The following is a 22922-nucleotide window of genomic DNA, read 5'->3' on the forward strand; positions in this document are numbered from 1 at the left end:
CCTCGCACCGGAGCCCCCCCACGTGCACCGGAGCCCCCGATCGCGCAGCAGGGACGCCGGACCGCACACCCTTCACGGAAAGAACAGGACCATGACCATGACCACGACCCTCTACTCGACCTTTGACAGCCCGTTGGGCGAACTCCTGCTGGTGGGGGAGGAGTCGGCCACCGCGCAGGGCGGTACCGCACTCGCCTCCCTGTCCGTGCCCGGACAGAAGCGCGGCGCGACGGTCCAGGACGACTGGACGAACGACCCCGCCGCGTTCGACGGGATCACCGACCAGCTGCGCGCGTACTTCGACGGCAGGCTGACGCGCTTCACCATCGAATACGTCACCAGGGGCACGGACTTCCAGCAGCGCGTCTGGAAGGCACTGGAGGCCATTCCGTACGGCACCACGACCACCTATGGAGGCATCGCCGCCGATATCGGCGCGGTGCGTGGCGCGGTGCGCGCCATCGGTACGGCGATCGGCGCCAACCCGCTGCTCGTCGTCCGGCCCTGCCATCGCGTCATCGGCGCGGACGGATCGCTGACCGGCTACGCGGGCGGCCTGGCGCGCAAGCGGCAGTTGCTCGGCCTGGAGGGCGCCGCGCCGGACGCCACCTGATCCCGCCCTCGCCCCACCGCACCCGCCTCCCTGGAGTGAACCGTGTCCACAACCGCCCCCCACCGAGCACAGCCCCCACCCGCGAACCCCACCGGCTCCGGCCTCTCCGCCGCCCTCGGCGCGCGGGTCGCCGTGGCCGACTGGCCGGCGCTGGCCGGCGAACTCGACGCCCTGGGCTGCGCGGTGACCCCGCGCCTGCTGGACCCGGCCGACTGCCGCCGGCTCATCGAGCTGTACGACGAGGCCGACCGGTTCCGTACGACCGTCGACATGGCCCGGCACCGCTTCGGCTCCGGCCAGTACCGCTACTTCGCCGAGCCGCTCCCCGAACCGGTCCAGGCGCTGCGCGAGGCGTTCTACCCGCACCTGCTGACCGTCGCCCGCGACTGGGCCGACCGGCTCGGCAGGCCGGCGCCCTGGCCCGACACGCTGGGGGAGTGGCTGACGCGGTGCCATGAGGCCGGGCAGACCCGGCCCGCCCAGATCCTGCTGCGCTACGGGGCGGGGGACTGGAACGCGCTGCACCGTGACGTCTTCGGCGACCTGGTCTTCCCCCTCCAGGTGGTCATCGGTCTCGACGAGCAGGGAACGGACTACACCGGCGGGGAGTTCCTTCTCGTCGAGCAGCGCCCGCGCGCACAGTCCCGGGGCACCACGACCGTGCTGCGTCAGGGACACGGCCTGATCTTCACCACCCGCGACCGCCCCGTACGTTCTGCCCGGGGCTGGTCGGCGGGGCCGGTCCGGCACGGCGTGAGCACCGTCCGCTCCGGCCGCCGGCACACGCTGGGCCTGGTCTTCCACGACGCCTGATGACGGCCTTGCCCCTGGACGCCCATCGTGGACGCCGGCCATGGACACTGCCGCCCATGGCCGGCCACCGTCCTGGACGATTACGTACTACACAGAACCACTTCGCGCCCCTTCGCACTTCTTCATGCTTTTCATGCTTCTGCATGCTGATTAATATTATTTCGTGTCACTTCCACCATGCCGCGAACCGCTCATGAGTCCTCGTTCCTCCGCGGTCATAGGTGTTCGTCGGTGTTCTTCGGCGGTCAGCGGTGTTCATCGGTGGCCGGTACCTGGCCCTACCGCGCCGTCGCGGCCGTTTCCGGCTGGTCCGGAGCCGGCTGAACGGCGGGTACGGCGACGCGGGCCATGCCGTACACCGGCTGACCGACCCGCGCCCGACGCTCCCTCAGGTGCGCACGTCCAGCGCCGTGAGGGTGGAGGCGAACACCGGCTCGCCCTCCTGGTACCCGGTGACCTGGACCGTAGTGGTGCTGGGAATCGCCGACGGGACACGGTGCGCTTCGATCACGCAGGGCAGACCGTGCTCGGCATAGCGGTGGAATTCGGTACCGAAGGCGTACGGAACGAACGGGCCGGGCGCGGTGACGGCGTGCGCGGCCTGCTGCGCCGCGTCGAGCAGCACCATCCCCGGGACATGGTCGTTCGCCGGGTTCACGACCGCGGCATGGCCGGGCGTGACGCGCAGCAGCCACCGGTCCGGCTGATCGCAGGAGGCGAGCAGGACACCACTGTCGTCGGCGTTCCCGGTCAGCCGGGGCGCGATCGGCGGGCGGACCGGGCAGCCGGCGTGACGTGCGGTCAGGCGCGTGCCGCGGATCCGGCGGTAGGCGGGGGGTGTGGTGACGGTGACGCTGGAATGGCCCGTCGCGATGATCCGGTCCTCCTTGCGGATGCTCATGTCGAAGCGGCCGCTGACCAGTGCGCCGGCCCGCATCCGCAGCCTGCTGCCGGTGACCTCGATCGTCACCTCCGTCGGGCTGCTGCCCACGGTGAGGTGTTCGGGGTGCGTCGTGTACACCAGGTCGCCGAGGATGAAGTGATGGCCGACCGGTACGCCGAGTTCGGCGTGTGCGAGCAGCAGCCCCGCCTGCCGGATGGTCTCGCCGGTGAGGATGGGGTGGTACCGGCCGTGGCTGGGGGTGAAGTACGCGTGGTCGCGCGGCCACCGGGCGGTCAAGGAGAAATGGGTGGCGTCCAGCCGGCGCCACGAGGTGATCAGTACATCCTCCGCGGCGGGCCGGTGCACGAACGCCCCGGGCACGTCGGTGTTCCGGCGGGGCGGCGGCACGGGATGCTCGTTCGGTGCCGGTCGCGGAGGGTGGGTGTCCCCCGGTCGAACCGTGGTGCCGACGTGCATCGTGTCGCTCATGACTGCCCCCAGGCGTCTTCTACGGGATGATGCCGGACGCTATTAAGATACGTACCGTCCGGTTTTATTTTCTACGCCAGGGCGGTGACGAAGGGCAAGTTGTCGTTCCGGGGGGATTGGGCTGTAGTAGCTAACTGTTGCTGAACATGGAAAATTCAACTGACAGGAGGCGCGTCCTATGGCGCAGCAGGATCGTGCGATCCGGACCCGGCGAGCGATCTTGGAAGCGGCGGCCTCCGTTTTCGACGACCTTGGCTACGACCGGGCGACCATCGCCGAAGTCCTTCAGCGTGCCGGAACGACGAAGGGTGCCCTCTACTTTCACTTCGCCTCGAAGGAGCAGCTCGCTCTCGCCGTGCTCGAAGAGCAGTTTGTGGACATCACGCTGGAGCCGCAGAAGATCAAGTTGCAGGAATTCGTGGACGCCGGCCAGATCCTCGCCCACCGGCTGCGGGACGACCCGATCCAGCGCGGCGCCGTCCGTCTGGCGGTCGAGCAGGGCTCCAGCCACCTGGACCGCAGGCGGTCAATGGTGTCCTGGGTGTCCTGGCGTGAGTTCGCCGAGGGCTTGCTGGCCGAGGCGAGGGGGCGTGGTGAGCTCCTGGAGACCGTCGTGGTGCGTGAGACCGCCGAGTTGTTTGTCGGTGCCTTCGCCGGGTTGCAGATGATGTCGCAGGCGTTCTCGAACCGGGCCGACCTCAGCCACCGGCTGGCGGTCTTCTTCGAGCACGCTCTGCCCTGTATCGCGGTGCCCTCCGTCCTGGTCAGGCTCGACCTGGATTCCGAGCGTGGTGCGCGGCTGGAGGCGGCTCTTCGGCGGGGGCCGGTGGCCGACGTGGCGGCGCGGTAGGAGCGGTGGCGCTGTCGGGAGGCGTCACGGGGAAAACAAACCGCTTATCCGGTATTGAATATCGCTCTCATGGTCGGAGGCGCCGCGAATTCGCGGCGCCTCCAGTCTGTGTGGGGGCGCGGTGCTCGGCGCCTTTGCGCCTGCTGTCGACGGGGCGACAGGGCGACGGAGGCGGCTGCGGCGGGGTTCGGCGGGCGGTGGATGAGCGGCGGACCGCGAGCCGTGCGGGGCGTACCGTCGCCCGTGGCCGGGAGTTGGTTCCAAGTGACGGAAGCCGGAATACGGTTCGGAGATAATGCGTTCGGTATGCACGTACCAGGTGCCCCCATCGGCCCGGCCGCCAGGCCCGGCCGCCAGGCCCGTAACGTCCAGGCCCGTAACGTCCAGGCCCGTAACGTCCACGCCCGTAACGTCCACGCCCGTAACGTCCACGCCCGTAACGTCCACGCCCGCAACGTCCGCGTCATGTCCCTTCCTGACAACGCCTGTGAGTACCCGTGAATTCCTGTCAATTCCCTTAGTGCGCAAGACTGTTCCGCCGAAGCGGCCGCCCCTGCCGGGGCCCGCTGTCCCTGCCGTGCTCCGGCGACCGGGCCGTCCGTCGTCCGGTCAGCCGGCCGTCCACCCGGCAGTGCAACCGCCCCGCTCCGAACCGTTCAGCCGTCCCGCCGGACACCGCCCGCCCCGCCCTGCTCGCCCCGCCACCCGACGACCCCGCCGTATCCGGAACTCCGCTGAACCGCTGAACCGCTGAGCTGCCGTTCTGCCGTTCCGCGGACACTCCCGCATCGCATCCCATCCCTGACGAGACGTACTCTGCCGCCCTGGAGGCCGCACGCATGACGCAGACGCCGACGGACCACATACCCGGGAAGGCGACGACCGGCGCCGCGCACCCGGTGTCCGACCCCACCGCGGGCGGCCCCCGCAGAACCGGCCGGGGCATCGTCCCCGTCCTGGCCTTCGCCGGCATCGTCGTCGCGGTGATGCAGACGCTGCTCGTGCCGGTTATCAAGGACCTGCCGACGCTGCTCCGTACGGCACCCAGCAACGCCACCTGGGTCATGACGGCCACCCTCCTCGCCGGCGCCGTCGCGACACCCATCATGGGACGCCTGGGCGATCTGTACGGTAAGCGCCGGATGCTGCTGGCCAGCCTCGCCGTCATGGTCGTCGGCTCGCTGATCTGCGGGTTCACCAACGACCTCGTCGTCATGATCGTCGGCCGGGCGCTTCAGGGCTTCGCCATGGGGGCCATTCCGCTGGGCATCGGCATCATGCGCGACGAGCTGCCGCGCGAACGGCTCGGCTCGGCCATGGGCCTGATGAGCTCGTCGATAGGCGTCGGCGGCGGACTCGCCCTGCCGGTCGCCGCCCTGGTGGCCCAACACGCCAACTGGCACACCCTGTTCTTCACCGCGGCCGGCCTCGGCGTGCTGTCGATGACGCTCACCGTTCTCTTCGTCCCGGAAACCCCGCTCCGTGCCCCCGGACGCTTCGATTTGGCGGGCGCCATCGGGCTCTCCGCCGGGCTGGTCACCCTGCTGCTGCCCATCACCAAGGGCAGTGACTGGGGCTGGAGTTCACCCACCACCCTCGGCCTGTTCGGTGCCGCCGCGCTGATCCTGCTGCTCTGGGGCGTGATGGAGCTGCGCATCGCCGACCCGCTCGTCGATCTGCGCACCAGCGCCCGCCGTGAGGTGCTGCTCACCAACCTCGCCTCGATCACGGTCGGGGTGGCGTTCTACGCGATCTCGCTGGTTCTGCCGCAGCTGTTGCAACTCCCCAAATCCACCGGTTACGGCCTCGGTCAGTCGATGGTGGTGGCCGGGCTCTGCGTGGCACCGCTGGGCCTGACGATGATGCTGGTGGCCCCGTTGTACGCGCGTATCGCCGCTCGGCGTGGTCCCAAGTCCTCGCTGCTGCTCGGCATGCTGATCATCGCGATCGGCTACGGCGCGGGTATCGGCCTGATGGACGCCCCCTGGCAGACCGTCATCGTCGCGGTCGTCGTCGGCGCCGGCATCGGCCTCGCGTACTCGTCGCTGCCCGCGCTGATCATCGGGGCCGTCGACCCGTCCGAGACCGGTGCGGCGAACGGCCTCAACACCCTGATGCGCTCGATCGGTACGTCGGTGTCCAGCGCCGTCATCGGCATGGTGCTCGCCCATATGTCCCTGCGCATGGGCCCGGTGACGGTGCCCACTCTGAACGGTTTCCGCGTCTCCTTCCTGATCGCCACGGCCGCGGTCGTCATCGGTGTGGTCGTGGCCGCGTTCCTGCCCGCGCAGCGGAAGACGGCCCGGCCGACGCTGGTCGCCCGCAGTACGGACGGCGCGGCGGACGAGGCGGACGCGACGGACGAAGGCGGCGCGGAGGGCGTCGGCGCTGCGCGAGGTGCGGGTGAGTCGGTGGCGGCCGGCCCGGTCGGTTCTGGTCAGCGCACGGTCTCGGCGGACCCCGCTGTTCCGGCCAAAACCGACTGAACGGTTGGACACGTTGGCCGTCCGCACCGCGCGGCGGCCCCACCGACACCCGTAGCCCGCCACGTCCGCCCCGGTCGCCGCCTCCGGCTCCGTTGCCCCGCCCGGGGCCGATGCCTCTTCCGGGGTTCGCGGGCGGGTACGGGGATCGGTGGGGGCGCCGGACGTGCGCGCGAGCATCAGGCCGGTCGACCGGCAGGGCCGGCTCGGCAGGCCGGCCGCCGGCCGACGCGCCGTCACCCTCATCCGGGACGGCACGGTTGCCGGATGCACCGTCACGGACCAGGACGATGCCTTCGCGTTCGCGGACCTGACCGGTGGCCACTACTCACTGCCGGCCGCCGGATGCCGCCACAGGCTACCCCGGCGGCCGTCACCGCCGGCGGAATCGAGATCCTCGGCCTGGACTCGTACCGCCGCCCGAAGCTGCCCGAAGCCGCCCGCTGGTGTCCCGTCCTCGGCGGCCGGCGACCTCTTCGGTGACCGGCGACGAGACCCGCCGGTCACCGGTCACCGGATGCCGGTCGCCGAACCACAGCCGCCGGCCGACGGTCGCCGGACACGAGGGCCGACGTCTGCACTGCCTGCCTGCCGGTCCCGCGTCGCCGGGCGGGTTCCGGCTGCGCCCCGGCTCGCGCGACGCACTCGGCTCAGGCTTGATACTCCGTGAGGTCGATGCCGTATACGCACAGCGCGTGACCGGTCACCGGGTGGGTCGTTTCGCGTTCGGGGGTCAGGCCGAGCTTGTCCATCACGTTCGCGGAGGCGGTGTTGCCGATCCGGTCGATGGCGATGACACGGTCGAGGCCGCGGTCCTGGAGGGCGAACTCCAGCACGGCCTGGGCGGCCTCGGACGCGTAGCCCTGGCCCCAGAACTGGCGGCCGAGGCGCCAGCTGATCTCCACATCCGGCAGCGCCTCGGGCAGGTACTCGGGTACGGAGAGACCCGTGAACCCGGCCAGCTCGCCCGAGGCCAGCAGCTCGACGGCGAAGAGTCCGAAGCCCTCGTCGTCCCATTCCTCCTCCCAGCGCTCGATGGCCTCCGCCGTCTGGTCCAGGTCAAGGACGGAACCGTCACCGATCCACCGCATGACCAGCGGGTCCGCGTTGATGTCCGCCATGGGGGCGAGGTCGTCGTCGTGCCAGCGGCGGAGGATGAGGCGGGGGGTGCGGATCTCGATCATGTCGCCCATCCTCTCGAATGCGGAGGTTGCAGTGGTAATCGGTGGATGCGGTAATCGGCGGATGCCGGTCCAGGCGTGGCCGGAGCGTGGGACGGGCCATCAGCGGCCCGGAAGTCGTACGAGCGGCGGAGTCGCTGCCGCCCGAGCACGCCCCGGACCGTTAACTTTTCCGTACATCTGACCAGAAAAGCGCTCGAAGCATACGGCGGAAGAAGCCTCGCCCGAAGACCACCGACGGAAGGCCACTGCCGGAAGGGCGCCGCCCGAGTGCGGCCCGAGAGACCGAGGAGCCGGTCATGAAGTACATGCTGCTGATGCAGTTCAGCGAGACGACGACCGACATCCCGCCGATCTCGACGTGGTCGGCGGACGAGGTCCAGGCGCATATCGCGTTCATGAAGGACGCCGACAAGAAGCTCGCCGAGAGCGGGGAACTGGTCGAGGCGCAGGGGCTGGCGGCGCCTGATACGGCCAAGATCGTGCGTGCGCACGGCGGCGGCCCGCCCCGGATCACCGAAGCACCCTTCCCCGACACCAGGGAATTCCTGGCCGGCTACTGGATCGTCGACTGCGCAGGCCCCGATCGGGCGGTCGAGATCGCCACGTTCCTCTCGACCGCGCCGGGCCCCGGCGGCGCCCCGCTGAACATGCCCATCGAGGTACGCCGGACCATGTCGGCGCCGGCACAGGAAACAGACGCACCGCGGTAGCCGCGCTTTCGCGGAAACGGCTCTGCTGTCGGTCAGCGGACGGGGGCTGCGTACGGGGCTGCGGACGGGGCTGTGACCCGGCCGCTCACGGGTCGGTCGCGGCGGCACCCGCCCTGCGGTCCGGCATCCGCCGCGCTGTCCGCGTTCGGTATCGAACCGACCCGTGCCGTGACCGGCGGTCTCCGCGCAGGCCAGTTCGATGGCCTGCCGGATGGCCGGGGGAGGGAACGTGGGTGCACCCGCGACGGACATCGGTGATCAGGGATGGGCGGCCACCCGCACCTGGGTGGAGAAGGCGCTGCCCGAGGGGGATCGCATCGTCGCCGTCGAGCGGCTGAGCGGCGGGTGGACATCGGAGATGCGGCGCCTGCGCGTCGCCGGGACCGGTGAGCCCCGCTGGCTGGTGCTGCGGTCCTTCGCCAAGCCGTTCTTCGTCCGGCACGCGGCGGGGCTGCTCACCCGCGAAGCCGCCGTGCTGTCCCCGCTCCGCGGTACGGATGTGCCGGCAGCCACGTTTCATGCGGTGGACGCGACAGCGGCGCACTGCGATCACCCTTCCCTGCTGATGTCGCTGCTGCCCGGCAGCGTGCGGCTGGGTGCGGAAGGCGCCGGCGAGCGGGCCGAGCTCCTGGCGCGACAACTGGTCCGTATCCACCGGCAGCGGATATCCGCGGCTGACCGCCCCCGTACCTACCAGGCATGGACCGCGCCCGATCGGGTGCGGGTGCCGGAGGGCACCGACCACCCCGAGCTGTGGCGGCGGGCGGTGGACGTCATCCGCCGCGAGCCCCCGGAGTACCGGGCTTGTCTCCTCCACCGGGATTTCCACCCGGGCAATGTGCTCTTCGACGGGCAGGGTGACGCGTTGCGCATCACCGGTGTCGTCGACTGGGTGGAGACTTCCTGGGGACCGGCGGACTGGGACGTGGCCCATTGCGCGACAGCCCTGGCGCTCCTGCACGGCGCCCGCGCCGGCATGCTGTTCGCCGATCACTACCTCGCCGCTGGTGGCCGACTGGCCGCGGAACCCGCCGGCCATCTGTACTGGCGCATGCTGGACGCCCTCGCCTTCGCCCCGGATGCCGAGAAGGTGGCGATCCCATGGCGCGAACTGGGCCGGGCGGACCTGTCACCGGCTCTGCTCGGCGACAGGCTGGAGGCGTATCTCCGCGAACTCCTCCGCCGCTATGGCTGAGTTGAGCGGCTACGGGCGGGGGTTCATCGCCCTGCCACGGGTGTCCCCCCTGCCACCGCGCTGGACGAGGTGGCCACTCCGCCCGCCGTCCTGGGTAGGCAGTAGCTACCGGAACACACGGGCGGCACCTCGACGGCACCTCAGCAGCACGTCAGCGGTGCGTCGTCGGTACGTCACCACTACGCCGGCGACGTATCGGCACCATATGAGCAGTGGGAGGGGCGGGTACCTCATGGGAGAAGAAGACCTCAGCATCGGTGTCATCGGGCTGGGAATGCGCCGCAACCTGGCGGCCGCGGCCCACCGGCCCGGCCACGGCTGCCTGGTCGGGGCGGTGGCCGACCTCGACCCCGAGGTACGCCACCGGGAAGCCGAGCGGTTCGGCGCCCGGCTCGCCACCGGCGCCTACCAGGAACTGCTCGACGACGACACCGTCGACGCGGTCATCATCGCCACCCCCGACGACACCCATGAACAGATCGCCTGTGACGCCCTGAGCGCGGGCAAACCCGTCTACCTCGAAAAGCCGCTCGGGATCACCGCCGAGAGCTGCGACACCATCCTGCGTACCGCTCACCGGACCGGCACGCGCCTCTACGTAGGCCACAACATGCGGCACATGGGCGTCATCCGGCTGATGCACGACGTCATCGTCCGCGGGGACATCGGTGAGCCCAGGACGGTGTGGACCCGGCACTTCGTCTCGTACGGCGGCGACTACTACTTCAAGGACTGGCACGCGGACCGCCGGCGGACCACCGGCCTGCTCCTCCAGAAAGCCGCGCACGACCTCGACGTGATCCACCTGCTGGCCGGCGGCTACGCCCGGAGGGTCAACGCGTTCGGCGACCTCCTTGTCTACGGTGATCTGCCCCGCCGCGGCCCCGGCACCCCCCGCCCGGACGGCTGGCTGCGCGAGTTCGACTGGCCGCCGACCGCCCGCCGCGATCTGCACGACGTGGTGGACGTCGAGGACGTGTCCGTGCTGAACATGCAGCTCGACAACGGCGTCATCGCCGCGTACCAGCAGTGTCACTTCACCCCCGACTACTGGCGCAACTACACCGTGATCGGCACCGAAGGGCGGCTGGAGAACTTCGGTGACGGCCCCGGCGACACCGTCCGGGTGTGGAACACCGGCCCGTCCGGCTACCGCCCCGACGGTGACGCGAACCACCGAGTGCCGGAAGCGGACGGTTCGCACGGTGGTGCCGACGCCCGGATCATCGGGGAATTCGTCCGGTTCGTCCGCGAGGGCGGTGCCACCGACACCTCCCCGGTCTCGGCCCGGATGAGCGTGGCCGCGGGCGAGGCCGCCACCCGCTCGCTGCGCGCCGGGGGCCGGCCCTACGACGTACCGCCGCTGGACGACGAGCTGCGGGCGTATTTCGAGCGGGGGCAGCGGCGGGGGGAGTAGCCCGGGGAGCGGCCGGTGGGTGTCATCCCGTCCGGAGCGGCAGCGCGCTGAGGCCGGTCAGGTCCGGCGACGGCATGAAGACCGGCGGATCGTCCGGGTGGGTACGCAGCTCGGGAAAGCGGTCCAGCAGGATGTTCAGCGCGATCCGGCCTTCCAGCCGGGCCAGCGGTGCGCCCAGGCAGAAGTGGATGCCGCGGCCGAACGCGAGGTGCGGATTGGGGTTGCGGGCCGGATCGAACACCTCGGGGCGGGTGAACTGGCGCCCGTCCCGGTTCGCAGCCGCGGCCCACACCGCGAGCACGCGGTCCGCGGGGATCCGCTGTCCGGCGATCTCCACCTCGGTGGTGGTGGCCCGGTGGGTCAGCGCGAACGGGGTGAAGAACCGCAGGGATTCCTCGATCGCGGTCGGCACCATCGAACGGTCGGCGCGCACCCGAGCCGCCGCGTCCGGGTGGAGGTCCAGGCACAGCACCGTGTTGCCGAGCAGCATGGTGGTGGTGATGTGCCCGGCGAGCAGCAGGAGGCTCGCGAAGTTCACCACCTGGATGTCGGTGAGCCGTTCGCCGTCGACCTCCGCCTCGACGAGCTGGGTCAGCAGATCCTGCCGCGGCTTCCGCCTGCGTTCGGCGGCGTGTTCGCGGAGGTATGCGAGTAGAACTCCGGTCTGTGCCATCTGGGCCTGGAAGTCGCGTTCCTGTTCTTCGCTGTGGTCGGTCAGCGAGAACTGGTTCGTGCTCTCGAAGAAGGTGTTCGCCCATTCCTTGAACAGCTCGCGGTCACTGCTCGGTACACCCAGCAGTTCGGCGATGACGATCACCGGCAGCGGATACGCGAGATCGGTGACCAGCTCGAAGCGGTCCCGGTCCGCCACCGCATCGAGCAGCTCGTGGGTGAGTCGGCTGATCCGCGGCGCGAGGTCGGCGACGGTCTTCGGGGTGAACGCGTGGCTGACGAGCTTGCGCAGTTTGCCGTGCTGCGGCGGATCCATCTGCACCAGATTGCCCTCGAAGACCGACTTGTCGATCTCGACGGGAAACAGCCGTGCGGTCTCGGACGAGAAGGTCTTCGGATCGCCGAGGACTTCGAGCGCCTCCGGATAACCGTAGACGTGCCACATGCCCAGTTTCTCGTCGAAATGTATGGGCTGTTCCGGCCGGCGCCCGCGCAGCCAGAAGTGCTGCGGGTGGATGCCCCACTGGTCGGCGAGGATGGTCATCGAACTTCCCCTTCCCTGCGGATGATTCGGTGATGCCGCTATGGCGCCAATGTGGCGCCATGGCAACCCCCGGTGGTTCGGCGGGTGTGGCGTCCGTGGGTGATGTGGCGGGTCGTCGGGCTGCCGGGTTCGGCGGCACCGCCCGATCGACGGACGGTGGGTTCGATCCGTCGGAGTCGTGCATCGGCGCATGCTCAAGTCGCCCTGAACGACCGCTTGGGCGGTACGGGCGAGCCCCGGTCGCGCGAGGTGCCGGATGTGTCGTCGGTCGGAGCGCCCGACGGTGGCCGTGCGGCCGTGTGGCCGGGCGGCTGCCGGCGGTGCCCGTCCAGGGTGATGCTTGGTGCGTGCTCGGCGGGGTGGTGGGGGCAGTGAAGGCTCGCGTCGATCCTTGTGCGCACCATATCGACGCCGTGTAGGTGCCACATCGACGCCATATCGGTGCTTCGTGGTGTCGCTTGGGTATCGCGCCGTGGTCAGGGTGGCTGCATCAGCCTGGTGTCGGGCCCGGTCGGCCTAGGCTTGCGCGCGTGCTCGCCCCCGGCTTCGTCGCCTTCGGTGTGGCGCCGCCGCGTGCCGCTCCGGTCATCCGGAACGGTGGCGGAGAGAGCGGCGCCGAGGCCCCGCCGAGCGGCGCGGGGGCCGGGCCGGGGCGCTTCATTAGTGGTGCGTTAGCGCCTCGTTAGCGGACCGGCAGTACCCGGGGCCACTCTGGAAGAGCGACGGAAAGACCGTTCGCACCCACAGCACGAGGGTAAGCACTCACCTGACGAGGGGGAGACCCATGTCGCTCACGATCAAGACCTTCGGCCACGGCCGTCGTGTCGCCGCTGGATCGCTGATCGCCGTCGCCGCGCTCACGCTGACCGCCTGCCAGGATGGGACGGGCAGTGCGTCCGGCCCCTCGTCGGCCGCCACGCGCGTCACGACCGGAGCGGGAGACACCGGCAACGGCTCGCAGTCGACCGGCGGCACGGCGCAATCCCCAGCCGCATCGGGCGCTTCCGGGACGTCCGGCACCTCCGACGGCAAGGCGCAGCCCGCCAACGGTGCGCCCGGCGGAAAGGCCGTGAGCGCCGGACAGGCGAACACCTCGCCGATGTCGGCGTCGGACCGCTGTACCGCCGCCAACATGTCGCTGCGCCTCGGCGCCTCCGACATCGGCGCGGGCAACATCCACTACCCCCTCGTGTTCACCAACAAGGGGAAGACGGCATGTTCGCTGCGCGGCTACCCCGGCGTCTCGCTGATGCTGCGTGACGGCTCGACCATAGGGGTGCCCGCCTCCCGGGAAGGCGCCGCCGGCCAGGTCGTGCGGCTGAAGCCGGGGCAGAGCGCGCACGTCCTGCTGCACACGCTCAACCAGGGTGTCACCGACACCCCGTGCTGGTCCGGCTCGCAGCTCGTCTACGTCTACCCGCCCGGCTCGAAGGAGTCGATGACCACGCACAGCGGCGGACTGCGGGTGTGCGGCGGGCGGTTCACGGTGACCACGGTGGAGGCGGGCTCGCTGGGCTGACGCCGTCCGTCGGCGGGCCGGTCGGGGCGGCCGGTCGCCCTCAAGGTGATGACGGTGCTGTGCGCCCAACTGTCGTACGGGCGAGGCGAATTGGACTTCGGGTCGTCCGCGGATCCCAGCTGCCACGGCCGCAGCTCGCCGGGCCCGGCGAGGACGACCTACGGGCCCGGCAAGGACGCACTACGGGTCCGGCACCCGAGGGAGCACACCACCGGACTCACCTCCTGGAACGACGACCTGACGGCCGATAACCGTCTACGACCGGGAGACAACCACTGTGGCCCGCGCCGTCCGGCCGCGGTGGCGGAAGCCCGGCGCGGAGCGCGGCTACCGATCCGTCACCATCGGAATACTCGTCGGCGAGGTCGGACGGCGTGGACGCCAGGGCGAGGTCGTACGCCGTAGCACCGGCCAGTCGCTCGGCACCCTCTTCCGTTTCCTCTTCATCCGTACGGTTTCTTCCGTACGGAGCTCGCCGGGTCCTCGGCGCCGACCTCCCCCTGGGCCGGTCCCCAGGGCGCCGGCTGTCTGCCCCGGTACGACGCCGAGCCCGCGCGTCCGAGGTCCTGAAGACCGGCGGGACCACCGGCGACCCCCGCGACCGACGGCTCGCCACCGCCGCGTACGAGGCACTCGCCACGGGGTGAGTTCCCTGGTGAGGGCTCCCTCGACGAGTCGTCCCGGTCGGCGTCGCGGGCGGCGCCGAAGGCGGCTGACGGCGCACTCGTGGACCGCTCCGCCCCCGTCCTGCACCGCGGGGAGAGCGGCGTGCCGGACCCGCGTGCGCCCCCCTGTCGGGACTCTGGACACGTTCACACGGCCTCAGAAATACCTCCCCGGATTCCGCACGTGGAACTGACCCGTGTGGGGCGGATGCTTACGCCATTCGGGCGATCTTGCGGCGCGCCGGGCATGCGACCCCTGCCATGGGGTCTACATCTCCATGTCCCCATGAGCTTGGAGTATTCCCGTGAGTCCCGACACCAAGGTCTGGCACTGCCCCTTCGCCCACACCAACGGCCTGGAATTCGACCCGCTGCTGGCGCAGCTGCTGAACGAGGCGCCGATCGCCCGTATCCGCATGCCGCACGGCGAGGGCGAGGCGTGGCTGGTGACCAGATACGAAGACGTCCGCTTCGTCACCACCGACCGCCGGTTCAGCCGAGCCGCGGGCATCGGGCGTGATCTGCCCCGTATGACACCCGCCCCGATCGCCCAGGTGGAGGCGATCAACCTCATGGATCCGCCGGAACACAACCGACTGCGGCGCCTGGTGGCCATGGGCTTCACCAACCGCCAGGTCGAACGGCAGCGATCCACCACGCAGCGCGTCGTGGACGGCTTCCTCGACGAGATGACCGAGCACGGCGCCCCCGCCGACCTCGTCCAGTTCCTCTCCTCGCGGCTGCCCCTCAGGACCATCAGCGAACTGCTGGACATCCCCGCGGACGACCGCGCCCAACTGCGCAGCTGGGCCATCGCCATGATGGCCGTCGGCGTCCCCGACCGGGACGCGGCCAACGCGGCCAAGAAGGGGCTGCGCGAATATTTCAGCGAGCTCACCGCCCAGCGGCGGCGCGATCCCGGCGACGATCTGCTCAGCGGCCTGGCCACCGCGCGAGACGGCGATGAACTCCTCGACGAGAAGGAACTGGCCGTCCTCGGCATGGTCCTCCTCGTCACCGGACACGACACCACCACCTACCAGCTCAGCAACATCACCCACACGCTGCTGACCCACCCGGAACAGCTCGCGAAGCTCCGCAGCGAGCCCGACCTGCTCCCGCGCGCCCTCGAAGAGCTGCTGCGCTACATCCCCTTCCGCCAGGGAGTGGGCATCGCCCGTGTGGCCACCGAGGACGTCGACATCGACGGGGTGCCCATCCAGGCCGGTGACGTGGTCCATGTGTCCTACCTCGCCGCCAACCGCGACCCCCAGATGTACGAGCGGCCCGACGAACTGGACCTCGAACGCGGCACCCCCAACCACATGGCATTCGGCTACGGCACCCACCACTGCCTCGGCTCGCACCTGGCCCGGATGGAACTCCAGGTCGCCATCGGAACGCTCCTCAACCGCTTCCCGGATCTGCGGCTCGCGGTTCCCGAGGACGAGATCGACTGGAACACCGGGTCGATCTGGCGCTATCCGACGGCCCTGCCGGTCGCATGGTGACCCCGGCCCAACCGACGACGTACACCGACTGGATCCTTGGAGGGAGCCAGCCATGACCACGTTGTGCAGACCGGCCATCGCCGTGCCCGAACACATCATCACGCTCGACGAGACCCTGGAGCTCGCCCGTACGCTGCACGCCGACCACGAGCAGCTCGGCCTGGTGCTGCGGCTGATCGAGAACACCGGGGTGAAGACCCGCCATCTCGTCCAGCCCATCGACGAGACACTGCGCCACCCGGGCTTCGAACAGCGCAATGACCTGTACACCCTGGAGGCCAAGGAGCGGGTACCCGACGTGGTCCGGCGGGCCCTGGAGCACGCCGAGGTCACGGCCCAGGAGATCGATCTGCTGATCTACGTCTCCTGCACGGGTTTCATGATGCCGTCGATGACGGCATGGATGATCAACTCGCTGGGATTCCGCACCGACACCCGGCAGCTGCCGATCGCGCAGCTCGGCTGCGCCGCCGGCGGTGCGGCGATCAACCGGGCGCACGATTTCTGCCGGGCCTACCCGGAGGCCAACGCCCTCATCGTGGCCTGCGAGTTCTGCTCCCTGCTGTACCAGCCGACCGACCTGGGAGTGGGGTCACTGCTGTCCAACGGCCTGTTCGGCGACGCCATCGCCGCCGCCGTCGTACGCGGCAAGGGCGGTACGGGCATGGAGCTGGAGCGCAACGGCTCGCACCTGGTGCCGGACACGGAGGACTGGATCTCCTACAGCGTGCGGGACACCGGCTTCCACTTCCTGCTGGACAAGCGGGTGCCCGGCACGATGGCCATGCTGGCACCCGCGCTGCGGACGCTGGCCGAAGAGCACCGCTGGGACGTCACCGACCTGGACTTCTACATCGTGCACGCCGGTGGTCCACGGATCCTCGACGACCTCTCCCGGTTCCTGTCCCTCCCGCCGGAGACCTTCAGGTTCAGCCGGGCGACCCTGACCGAACGCGGCAATATCGCCAGTGCCGTGGTCTTCGACGCACTGGCCCGGCTCTTCGAGGAGGGCCAGGTGCCCGCTCCCGGTACCGGCCTGATCGCGGGGTTCGGCCCGGGGATCACCGCGGAGATGGTGCTGGGCCGCTGGACGGGGGCGCCGCCGTCCCACGACAGGGCGCGCGAATCCGTCGGGTTCGCCCCCGCCGGCCTGTCGTCCTCCGGTGCCCCGGACGCCGGCCGGCCCACCGCCGAACCGGCGGCCGCACCGGCCGGGTGAGGCCCGGCCGCGGCGCCGCCTCCGGGTGACGGCGCCGGATGTCGCTCCGGCCGGTGGCGTGTGGCTCTGCCACACGCCACCGGCCGGAGCCGTGGTCGGCGGGTGAGGGGGATCAGTACCGGCGGTACAGCAGTCCGGAACCCAGCCAGTCGTCGCGGTCCCGCACCCCGGGCAGCACGAAGAAGTAGCCCCCGCCGACCGGCGTGACGTACTCGGACAGCGGCTCGTCCACCAGTCTCCACTGCACGCGGGCGAACTGCCGGTCCACGTCCTGCTGGTAGGCGCAGAAGAGCAGCCCGACGTCCAGCGTGCCGTCCGAGTTGAACCCGCCGTCGTAGTTGTAACTCCGGCGCAGGAAATGGGAGTCCGCCGTTTCCGGGGTCCGCGGGTTGGCGAGCCGGATGTGGGCGCCGAGCGGGATCTTCTCGCCGTCCGGGTCGGAGTCGTAGTCCGGCTTGTCCAGTTCGTTCTCGCCGTCCAGGGGTGATCCGGTGCCCTTGCGGCGCCCGAAGATCTTTTCCTGGTCGCTGGTGTCCACCTGGTCCCAGGAGTCGAGGTCGATGAGGATGAGGCGTACCACCTGATAGCAGCCGCCCATCGCCCAGTCGGGCTCATCGCACGACGGTGTGACCCACATCAGCCGGTCCATCACGTCGGCGGACTTGATGTCGGGATTGCTGATCCCGTCCTTGAAACCGACGAAGGTGCGCGGCGCACCCGTGGGCCGCGACGGGTTGAGGAACCCGTCCGTCCGCCAGCGCGGTTGCAGCATGCCGTCGGTGTGCTGGGCCAGGTCGTGCAGGACGTGCACGATGACATCGTGGTGCTGCGCGCCGATCTGGAGTGACAGGTCGCCGTGGCAGCGCTCCGGATCCAGGTCGTCGTTGGGGAACGACGGCATCTCCCGCAGGCATCTGGGCCGCCGCGGGGCGAGACCGTACCGGTCGTCGAAGAGCGATGCCCCCACGCCCAGCGTGAGGGTGAGCGAGTTGGGAGTGGCCGGCAGCGCGGCGACCGTCCTGTCCTTCGGCGTCAGCCCGTGGACGAGCACGCGGGCCCGCTCGGTGATCGTCCTGAACAGGTCGATGAGTTCTCCGCGGTCATCCGCCAGTACGTCGAAGGAGACGATCCCGGTGTGGACCTGCTGCTCGGTCACGATGCCGGACTGATAGCGGCCGTGGAACGGGATGCTGTCCGGTGGGATCGCTCTGCCCCCCGGGTTCGAGCCGCGGGTCAGCGCCGCTCCTGCCGCGTACGCCGGTGTCTGTCCGGCGACGCCCCCGGCGGCCGCCACTCCTGCTAGCCCCGCCGCGCACTTGAGAAACCCGCGGCGTCCGCCCTCCGACCGGCCGTCGCCGGTTCGATCACTTGTCATTCGTCCCGCCATCCTTAGCGTTCGTGTCGTCCGGCACCCGTCTGCCTGTGCATGGCTGTGCGATGGTCTCCGGCGGGGGCGCGATGGCCGGGATCAACACGGTCCGGCGCCCGACTATCACGCGTGGGCGCGTCAACCGCTCGCCCGATCGGCCCCTTGACCTGATGCGCCGGGCGCACGACGGGGCGCACACCGGGCCTGGTCACGGATGGCCCAGTGGGACGGGCTCCCGGCGCGACACCGTCGTACCGCACGACTAGCCTGATGAGGTGAACGGCCCGAGCGCGAGGCAGTGCGGTGCTCGGGTGCCCGGCACACACGGTGGCGGGCCGTCAAGCACCTGGAACCCCGAATGAACACCCCCGGTGACGTCCCTGGTGACGTCCAACTGCGCGTCGAAAAGGGCCATGCCGAGCCGGAGGAACTCGCCGCGATCGCGGTCATCCTCTGCGCCCACTTCGCCCCCGCCCCCGAGGCGGCCCCTCACCACACCGCCAACCGGCGCCGGATCCGTCATGTCGCCCGCTGCGCCTGCTGGTCGGGCTGCTGGTCCTGCCGCTGACGCCGCCCCGGACCGGCCGGTGCAACGGCGCCTTGCGCGTCCGGAGATCGGCCGTCTACGCGGGCATCGTCACGGACACCTGACGGCGGCCGGGTACGGCCGCGCCCGCGAACTCCAGCAGGGGCCGCGGCCGGCCGAGCGAGACCGCTTCGAAGCACGGTGGTGAGGTGGGGTGGACGAAGACGACGGCACGGCGGCGGTCGAGTTCGGCGTAGACGGTGTGAAGCGCTCGTCGCCGAGGTGGACGCCGCCGGCATTGGTCTCGATCGCCACGCCGTCGCTGCCGAGAGCGTCCAGCGCGTACGCGAGCTCCTGGAGCGACCCGTCGATGTCGGGCAGGGGCAGGGCGGCGACCTGACCGAACCGGCCGGGGTGCGCCCGTACCGCGTCCGCGGCGGCCTCGTTGACGCGTCTGCTCAGGTCCCGCGCGGCCGCGGCGTCGCCGAAATACGTACCGGGCGAGGAGACCGAGAGGAAGGAGGCGGCCACTCCCCAGCGGTCCATCAGCTCCAGGTGGGCCGCGGCAGTCCAGGTGGGCAGCCGGGCATGCCGTCGGGCAGCCGGTGCCCGGCGGCCCGCGCCGCGTCGACGTAGTGGGGTGTCACGAAATGCGCGTGCGCATCGACCAGCGGCGTCGGCTCGGCGGTGCTGGTGCTGGTCGTCTGCGGTTCCCTCCGTGGTGCTGCGGATTCCCGGGGGCTCTCGCGCGGCGGTACGGCACCTCCGGTGCGGGCGGCGGGGGAGTGCCGGAACGGCGGCCCGTGCGCTCGAATCATCATGATGATTATGGGGATGTTGCTTCCTCGTCCGCAGCGACGTCAAGAGGCGCTCGCTGATATCATCATGATGAATTCACGGAGATCGGAGCGCGCATTGGCCACCGCACAGGGCGACGGAGCCGCACCGCGGCAGGCGGGGACCCGTGAGCGCCGTGCCGCGTCCGCGATCCGGCGTGCGCGGGTCCCGGCCGATGCCGAACGGTCCACCGTTCCCCGCCGCGCCGAAGCGGCGGCCGACCGGATCGCCGCCCTGGCCGGCGCGGCCGAGGCCGGTGCCCGCCTCGGCACCAAGGACGAACTGCGGGCCATGTGCCAGGTCTCGGTCGGTACGTTCAACGAGGCGCTGCGCCTCCTCCAGTCCCGCGGTGTGGTGACCGTCCGGCCCGGACCGGGCGGCGGCCTCTTCGCCGCCGAGCAGTCCCCGATGGTCCGGCTCGGCAACTCCGTCCTCGCACTCGACGCCCGGCAGACCGATGTCGCCGACGCGGTCCGTATCCGCGACGCCATCGACCCCCTGCTGATCGAGGACGCCCTGTGGCACGCCTCGCCCGCGGACATCGCCGACCTCCGCCGGCAACTGGACGTCATGCGGGCGGCGGCCGAGGCGGCGGATCCCGACGCCTTCGTGCGCGCCAACTGGGGACTGCACGCCCGCATAGCCGCGATCAGCCCCAACCCCCTGCTGCGCTCGCTCTATGACAGCCTGCTGGAGATCATCGAGTCCCACACCCTGTCGGTCCTGCCGGTCAGCGGACTGTCCCTGCCGGACTACATCCATGAGCGCCACGCACTGCACGTCTCCCTCGTGGACGCGCTCGACGCCCGGGACCGCGGCAGAGCGATCGAGCTCACCCGCGCGCACAACACCAGCGTGAACTGGCAGAGCGAGCACCCGACTTCGTGATGACGGGGTGCCGGGCGGCGCCGTGTGCCCGCCGGGCCGCCGAATGTCAGTGGCGCCCCGTAGCCTGCTGCGCATGAGTGGGGGATGCGGGATCAGCCATCGCCGCCGGAGCGGGCGGCCGGGTACGGAGAGCTCGTGCGGCGGAGTGCCGCGACGGCCTCGCGCGTGCCGCTGTACGGACCGGCCCGCGGAACGGCGCCATGACCACCGGGCCGGGCGCCGGGGGCGCGAGGCCGCTGTGCGGTCTCCCAGCCCTGGTGCGCCGGGGGCCGGGGAGCGAGGTGCCGGTCCGCGGGCGTCCGCGGCCCGCGGCCCGGGGCGGATCCGCTGCCCGGGGCGTGCGCGCCGGCCGTGGCCGCGCGGTGACGTGCCGGTGCCCGGCGGCGGAGCGGCAGAATCCGGAGCAGGGCTCGCGGCGGCGGTGGCTCCGCCGGGCCGGCGCGATCAACCGAGGAGGCCGTGCTCGTGACGGATCATCAGAGGACAGCTGAGGCCGACGGGGCCGGTGCGTCCGGAGTGCGGGCGCAGGAGAGCCGGTTGCGCCGGGACCTGGGGTTCTGGGGGCTGACGGCGATCGGCTTCTCCAACATCGTCGGCTCCGGCTGGCTGTTCGCCGCCATATACGCCGCGCAGACGGCGGGCCCCGCGGCGCTGCTGTCCTGGCTCGGCGCCGGGCTGCTGTGCGGACTCGTCGCGCTGGTCATGATCGAGCTCGGCGCGTCGCGCCCGGAGGGCGGCGGCACGGTCCGCTGGCCGCTCTTCGCCAGCGGACGCCTCGTCGGCACCCTCATCGGCTGGTCGGTGCTGCTGTCGGTCGGCGGCACCGCGGCCGAGATCAGCGCGATCATGCTGTACGCCGCCCACTACCTCCCCGGCATCTACAACGGCCACACCCTCACCGTCGCCGGGCTGGCCGTCGCGGTGGGGCTCAGCGTTCTGCTGACGGCGCTGAACTGGTTCGCGGTGCGGATGTTCGCCCAACTGAACAACCTGGTCTCGGTGTTCAAGATCGCCGTACCGGTGATCACCGTGATCGCGCTCATCGCCTCCGGCTGGCACTCCGGGCGTCTGACGGACCACGGGGGGTTCGCACCGTACGGCTACGCCGCCTGCCTGACCGCGCTCGCCGGCGGCGGCGTCATCTACTCGGTCAACGGCTTCCAGGCCCCGCTGGACTTCTCGGGCGAGACCCGCAACCCCCGCCGGACCATCCCGGCGGCGGTCCTCACCGGTATCGCCCTGGCCGTCGCCATGTACCTGGCCCTGCAACTGGCCTTCCTCTTCACCGTCCCCGAACACCTCCTCGGCGGCGGCTGGCGCGGTGTCTCCTTCGACTCACCGTTCGGGCAGCTCGCGCTGATCCTCAACCTCCACTGGCTCTCCAGCCTGCTCTACGCGGACGCGGCGGTCTCACCGGGAGGCTCGGCGTACGTGGGCGTGGCGATCGACGCGCGGCACACCTACGCGCTGGCCAAGAACGGCACGATCCCCCGGTACTTCATGAAGGTCGACGAGCGGTCCGGTGTGCCACGCCGGGCACTGGCCGTCAACCTCGCCGTGATCGTGATCTTTCTGCTGCCCTTCGGCGGCTGGCAGGACATCGTCAGCGTCATGGGCGACATGTACCTGCTGATCTACGCGGCCTCGGCGGTCGCCGTCGCCGTGTTCCGTGCCGCACCGGGGGGCGGCGGTACGGCCGGATGGGTGCCCGGACTGCGCTGGATCGCACCGCTCAGCTTCGCCGTCGCGAGCGAATTCGTGTACTGGTCGGGCTGGCACAACCTGCGCCTCGCCCTGCCCCTCGTGCTCGCCGGACTCCTGATCTTCCTGGCCATGCGCCGCCCGGGAGCGGGCGGCGGGCAGCCGGCCGGGGAGCGCGACGGCACCGGAATCCGCCCGCTCGTCGCCGAACTGCGCACCGGCGCCTGGCTGGTGGTCTACCTCGCCACGCTGATCGTGCTGTCCTGGCTCGGCACCTTCAAGGGCTCCGGCCGGCTGCCCGCCCCGTACGACTCGGTCGCCGTGGCCGTCATAGCCCTGGCGATCTTCTGCTGGGCGGTGCGGTCGGGCGTCGGCCAGCTGACGGCATCCCGTACCGCTGCCGTGTGAGGGCTCCGCCATGACATGCCGTTCGCAGCGAGCCGGGCCGGCGCAACGACGTGCGGATGCGCGCATCGACGCGACGGCCCGTCCCGCCGTGGACCGTGCCGGCCGGGGCGGAACGGGCGACCCGAGCTGCCCGCCCCGGCGGGTGCCGTCCCTGTCCGGGCGTCCGGCTACGGAAGGTGAGAGGTGGGCGGTGCCGGCGCGGCCCCGCCACGAGGGGTTCGGGGGACGCGACGGGCAGCGGTCCGCCCCCACGGCGTCGCCCGCTGCCGTCAAGCGGAAGTCAAACCGCAGAAATATGATGAATGCAGGGCTCTTGCCGGAGCCCCGCTCGGAGCAGCCCCGCCAGCTTCGGCCAACCGGCCGGTGCGGGCCGGTCCGGCCGCGGCCGGGCCAGGATCCGGCCAGGTCAGGAGGGCAGAACGGATC

General features: G+C 70.9%; 20 protein-coding genes. 14 read left to right on the plus strand and 6 right to left on the minus strand.

The window, feature by feature from the left end; translation table 11 throughout:
* The first annotated feature begins 97 nt into the window (after positions 1 to 97).
* Entirely contained in the window at positions 98 to 613 is a 516-nt protein-coding gene (locus tag ACLJWH_RS27615; RefSeq protein ID WP_411144604.1) for a methylated-DNA--[protein]-cysteine S-methyltransferase, read from the plus strand.
* 132 nt (positions 614 to 745) lie between these two features.
* A complete protein-coding gene (locus tag ACLJWH_RS27620; RefSeq protein WP_411144605.1) occupies positions 746 to 1426 on the plus strand; it encodes a 2OG-Fe(II) oxygenase in 681 nt (226 codons plus the stop codon).
* A 388-nt stretch (positions 1427 to 1814) separates the two neighbouring features.
* Here ACLJWH_RS27620 and ACLJWH_RS27625 read toward each other — a convergent pair whose 3' ends face one another.
* Positions 1815 to 2798, minus strand: coding sequence for a ScbA/BarX family gamma-butyrolactone biosynthesis protein (locus ACLJWH_RS27625; protein ID WP_411144470.1), 984 nt, complete (start codon positions 2796 to 2798; stop codon positions 1815 to 1817).
* Between the two features lie 178 nt (positions 2799 to 2976).
* Between ACLJWH_RS27625 and ACLJWH_RS27630 the strand changes: the two genes are divergently transcribed.
* The 3 genes from ACLJWH_RS27630 to ACLJWH_RS27640 all read left to right on the plus strand — a co-directional run bounded on the left by ACLJWH_RS27630 (position 2977) and on the right by ACLJWH_RS27640 (position 6134).
* Entirely contained in the window at positions 2977 to 3648 is a 672-nt protein-coding gene (locus ACLJWH_RS27630) for a ScbR family autoregulator-binding transcription factor (protein ID WP_411144471.1), read from the plus strand.
* A 306-nt stretch (positions 3649 to 3954) separates the two neighbouring features.
* Positions 3955 to 4149: a hypothetical protein gene (locus ACLJWH_RS27635; protein ID WP_411144472.1), complete on the plus strand. Its 195-nt coding sequence runs from the start codon at positions 3955 to 3957 to the stop codon at positions 4147 to 4149.
* 338 nt (positions 4150 to 4487) lie between these two features.
* Positions 4488 to 6134 (plus strand): MFS transporter, encoded by a 1647-nt coding sequence (locus ACLJWH_RS27640; RefSeq protein ID WP_411144473.1) that lies wholly within the window; start codon positions 4488 to 4490, stop codon positions 6132 to 6134.
* A 647-nt stretch (positions 6135 to 6781) separates the two neighbouring features.
* Here the strand turns inward: ACLJWH_RS27640 and ACLJWH_RS27645 are convergent.
* Positions 6782 to 7315, minus strand: coding sequence for a GNAT family N-acetyltransferase (locus tag ACLJWH_RS27645; RefSeq protein WP_411144474.1), 534 nt, complete (start codon positions 7313 to 7315; stop codon positions 6782 to 6784).
* Between the two features lie 296 nt (positions 7316 to 7611).
* On the opposite strand from ACLJWH_RS27645, the gene ACLJWH_RS27650 reads away from it, so the two are divergent.
* The 3 genes from ACLJWH_RS27650 (at position 7612) to ACLJWH_RS27660 (ending at position 10637) form a co-directional block, all read left to right on the plus strand.
* Positions 7612 to 8025: a YciI family protein gene (locus tag ACLJWH_RS27650; protein ID WP_411144475.1), complete on the plus strand. Its 414-nt coding sequence runs from the start codon at positions 7612 to 7614 to the stop codon at positions 8023 to 8025.
* Between the two features lie 211 nt (positions 8026 to 8236).
* On the plus strand, positions 8237 to 9220 hold the full coding sequence (locus ACLJWH_RS27655) for a phosphotransferase family protein (protein ID WP_411144476.1): 984 nt from the start codon (positions 8237 to 8239) through the stop codon (positions 9218 to 9220).
* 232 nt (positions 9221 to 9452) lie between these two features.
* A complete protein-coding gene (locus tag ACLJWH_RS27660) occupies positions 9453 to 10637 on the plus strand; it encodes a Gfo/Idh/MocA family protein (protein ID WP_411144477.1) in 1185 nt (394 codons plus the stop codon).
* A 22-nt stretch (positions 10638 to 10659) separates the two neighbouring features.
* Here the strand turns inward: ACLJWH_RS27660 and ACLJWH_RS27665 are convergent, their stop codons facing one another.
* On the minus strand, positions 10660 to 11853 hold the full coding sequence (locus ACLJWH_RS27665) for a cytochrome P450 (protein WP_411144478.1): 1194 nt from the start codon (positions 11851 to 11853) through the stop codon (positions 10660 to 10662).
* A 784-nt stretch (positions 11854 to 12637) separates the two neighbouring features.
* On the opposite strand from ACLJWH_RS27665, the gene ACLJWH_RS27670 reads away from it, so the two are divergent.
* From ACLJWH_RS27670 to ACLJWH_RS27680, 3 genes are all read left to right on the plus strand, one after another.
* The gene (locus ACLJWH_RS27670) at positions 12638 to 13372 is read left to right on the plus strand and encodes a DUF4232 domain-containing protein (protein WP_411144479.1); all 735 of its coding nucleotides are present in this window, start codon (positions 12638 to 12640) and stop codon (positions 13370 to 13372) included.
* Positions 13373 to 14342: 970 nt separating this feature from the next.
* Positions 14343 to 15548 (plus strand): cytochrome P450, encoded by a 1206-nt coding sequence (locus ACLJWH_RS27675; protein ID WP_411144480.1) that lies wholly within the window; start codon positions 14343 to 14345, stop codon positions 15546 to 15548.
* A 52-nt stretch (positions 15549 to 15600) separates the two neighbouring features.
* Entirely contained in the window at positions 15601 to 16767 is a 1167-nt protein-coding gene (locus ACLJWH_RS27680) for a type III polyketide synthase (RefSeq protein WP_411144481.1), read from the plus strand.
* Between the two features lie 112 nt (positions 16768 to 16879).
* Here the strand turns inward: ACLJWH_RS27680 and ACLJWH_RS27685 are convergent, their stop codons facing one another.
* Positions 16880 to 18142 carry a Dyp-type peroxidase gene (locus tag ACLJWH_RS27685; RefSeq protein ID WP_411144482.1) on the minus strand — a complete coding sequence of 421 codons (1263 nt, stop codon included), beginning with the start codon at positions 18140 to 18142 and terminating at the stop codon, positions 16880 to 16882.
* A gap of 352 nt (positions 18143 to 18494) precedes the next feature.
* On the opposite strand from ACLJWH_RS27685, the gene ACLJWH_RS27690 reads away from it, so the two are divergent.
* Positions 18495 to 18704, plus strand: a complete 210-nt coding sequence (locus tag ACLJWH_RS27690) for an acyl-CoA carboxylase subunit epsilon (RefSeq protein ID WP_411144483.1) — start codon at positions 18495 to 18497, stop codon at positions 18702 to 18704.
* A gap of 69 nt (positions 18705 to 18773) precedes the next feature.
* On the opposite strand, the gene ACLJWH_RS27695 is transcribed toward ACLJWH_RS27690, so the two are convergent.
* A complete protein-coding gene (locus tag ACLJWH_RS27695) occupies positions 18774 to 19208 on the minus strand; it encodes an amidohydrolase family protein (RefSeq protein ID WP_411144484.1) in 435 nt (144 codons plus the stop codon).
* Complete coding sequence (locus ACLJWH_RS27700; protein ID WP_411144485.1) at positions 19208 to 19480, minus strand: hypothetical protein; 273 nt, start codon at positions 19478 to 19480, stop codon at positions 19208 to 19210. Before ACLJWH_RS27700 ends, ACLJWH_RS27695 begins: the two co-directional genes overlap by 1 nt.
* 97 nt (positions 19481 to 19577) lie before the next feature.
* On the opposite strand from ACLJWH_RS27700, the gene ACLJWH_RS27705 reads away from it, so the two are divergent.
* Together ACLJWH_RS27705 and ACLJWH_RS27710 are read left to right on the plus strand one after the other, a co-directional pair.
* On the plus strand, positions 19578 to 20387 hold the full coding sequence (locus ACLJWH_RS27705; RefSeq protein ID WP_411144486.1) for a FadR/GntR family transcriptional regulator: 810 nt from the start codon (positions 19578 to 19580) through the stop codon (positions 20385 to 20387).
* Positions 20388 to 20924: 537 nt separating this feature from the next.
* The gene (locus ACLJWH_RS27710; RefSeq protein ID WP_411144606.1) at positions 20925 to 22496 is read left to right on the plus strand and encodes an APC family permease; all 1572 of its coding nucleotides are present in this window, start codon (positions 20925 to 20927) and stop codon (positions 22494 to 22496) included.
* Positions 22497 to 22922 lie beyond the last annotated feature (426 nt).

Source organism: Streptomyces sp. x-80, assembly GCF_046549095.1.
Taxonomy (GTDB): Bacteria; Actinomycetota; Actinomycetes; order Streptomycetales; family Streptomycetaceae; genus Streptomyces; species Streptomyces celluloflavus.

Excerpts from the sequence above, each read along its gene's own strand:
- ACLJWH_RS27615 (WP_411144604.1), top strand. The coding sequence starts at position 98 with ATGACCACGACCCTCTACTCGACCTTTGACAGCCCGTTGGGCGAACTC.
- ACLJWH_RS27640 (WP_411144473.1), top strand. The coding sequence starts at position 4,488 with ATGACGCAGACGCCGACGGACCACATACCCGGGAAGGCGACGACCGGC.
- ACLJWH_RS27680 (WP_411144481.1), top strand. The coding sequence starts at position 15,601 with ATGACCACGTTGTGCAGACCGGCCATCGCCGTGCCCGAACACATCATC.
- ACLJWH_RS27635 (WP_411144472.1), top strand. The coding sequence starts at position 3,955 with ATGCACGTACCAGGTGCCCCCATCGGCCCGGCCGCCAGGCCCGGCCGC.
- ACLJWH_RS27695 (WP_411144484.1), bottom strand. The coding sequence starts at position 19,208 with ATGGACCGCTGGGGAGTGGCCGCCTCCTTCCTCTCGGTCTCCTCGCCC.
- ACLJWH_RS27645 (WP_411144474.1), bottom strand. The coding sequence starts at position 7,315 with ATGATCGAGATCCGCACCCCCCGCCTCATCCTCCGCCGCTGGCACGAC.
- ACLJWH_RS27655 (WP_411144476.1), top strand. The coding sequence starts at position 8,237 with ATGGCCGGGGGAGGGAACGTGGGTGCACCCGCGACGGACATCGGTGAT.
- ACLJWH_RS27665 (WP_411144478.1), bottom strand. The coding sequence starts at position 11,853 with ATGACCATCCTCGCCGACCAGTGGGGCATCCACCCGCAGCACTTCTGG.
- ACLJWH_RS27650 (WP_411144475.1), top strand. The coding sequence starts at position 7,612 with ATGAAGTACATGCTGCTGATGCAGTTCAGCGAGACGACGACCGACATC.
- ACLJWH_RS27685 (WP_411144482.1), bottom strand. The coding sequence starts at position 18,142 with ATGACAAGTGATCGAACCGGCGACGGCCGGTCGGAGGGCGGACGCCGC.
- ACLJWH_RS27660 (WP_411144477.1), top strand. The coding sequence starts at position 9,453 with ATGGGAGAAGAAGACCTCAGCATCGGTGTCATCGGGCTGGGAATGCGC.
- ACLJWH_RS27700 (WP_411144485.1), bottom strand. The coding sequence starts at position 19,480 with ATGATTCGAGCGCACGGGCCGCCGTTCCGGCACTCCCCCGCCGCCCGC.
- ACLJWH_RS27690 (WP_411144483.1), top strand. The coding sequence starts at position 18,495 with ATGAACACCCCCGGTGACGTCCCTGGTGACGTCCAACTGCGCGTCGAA.
- ACLJWH_RS27630 (WP_411144471.1), top strand. The coding sequence starts at position 2,977 with ATGGCGCAGCAGGATCGTGCGATCCGGACCCGGCGAGCGATCTTGGAA.
- ACLJWH_RS27625 (WP_411144470.1), bottom strand. The coding sequence starts at position 2,798 with ATGAGCGACACGATGCACGTCGGCACCACGGTTCGACCGGGGGACACC.
- ACLJWH_RS27670 (WP_411144479.1), top strand. The coding sequence starts at position 12,638 with ATGTCGCTCACGATCAAGACCTTCGGCCACGGCCGTCGTGTCGCCGCT.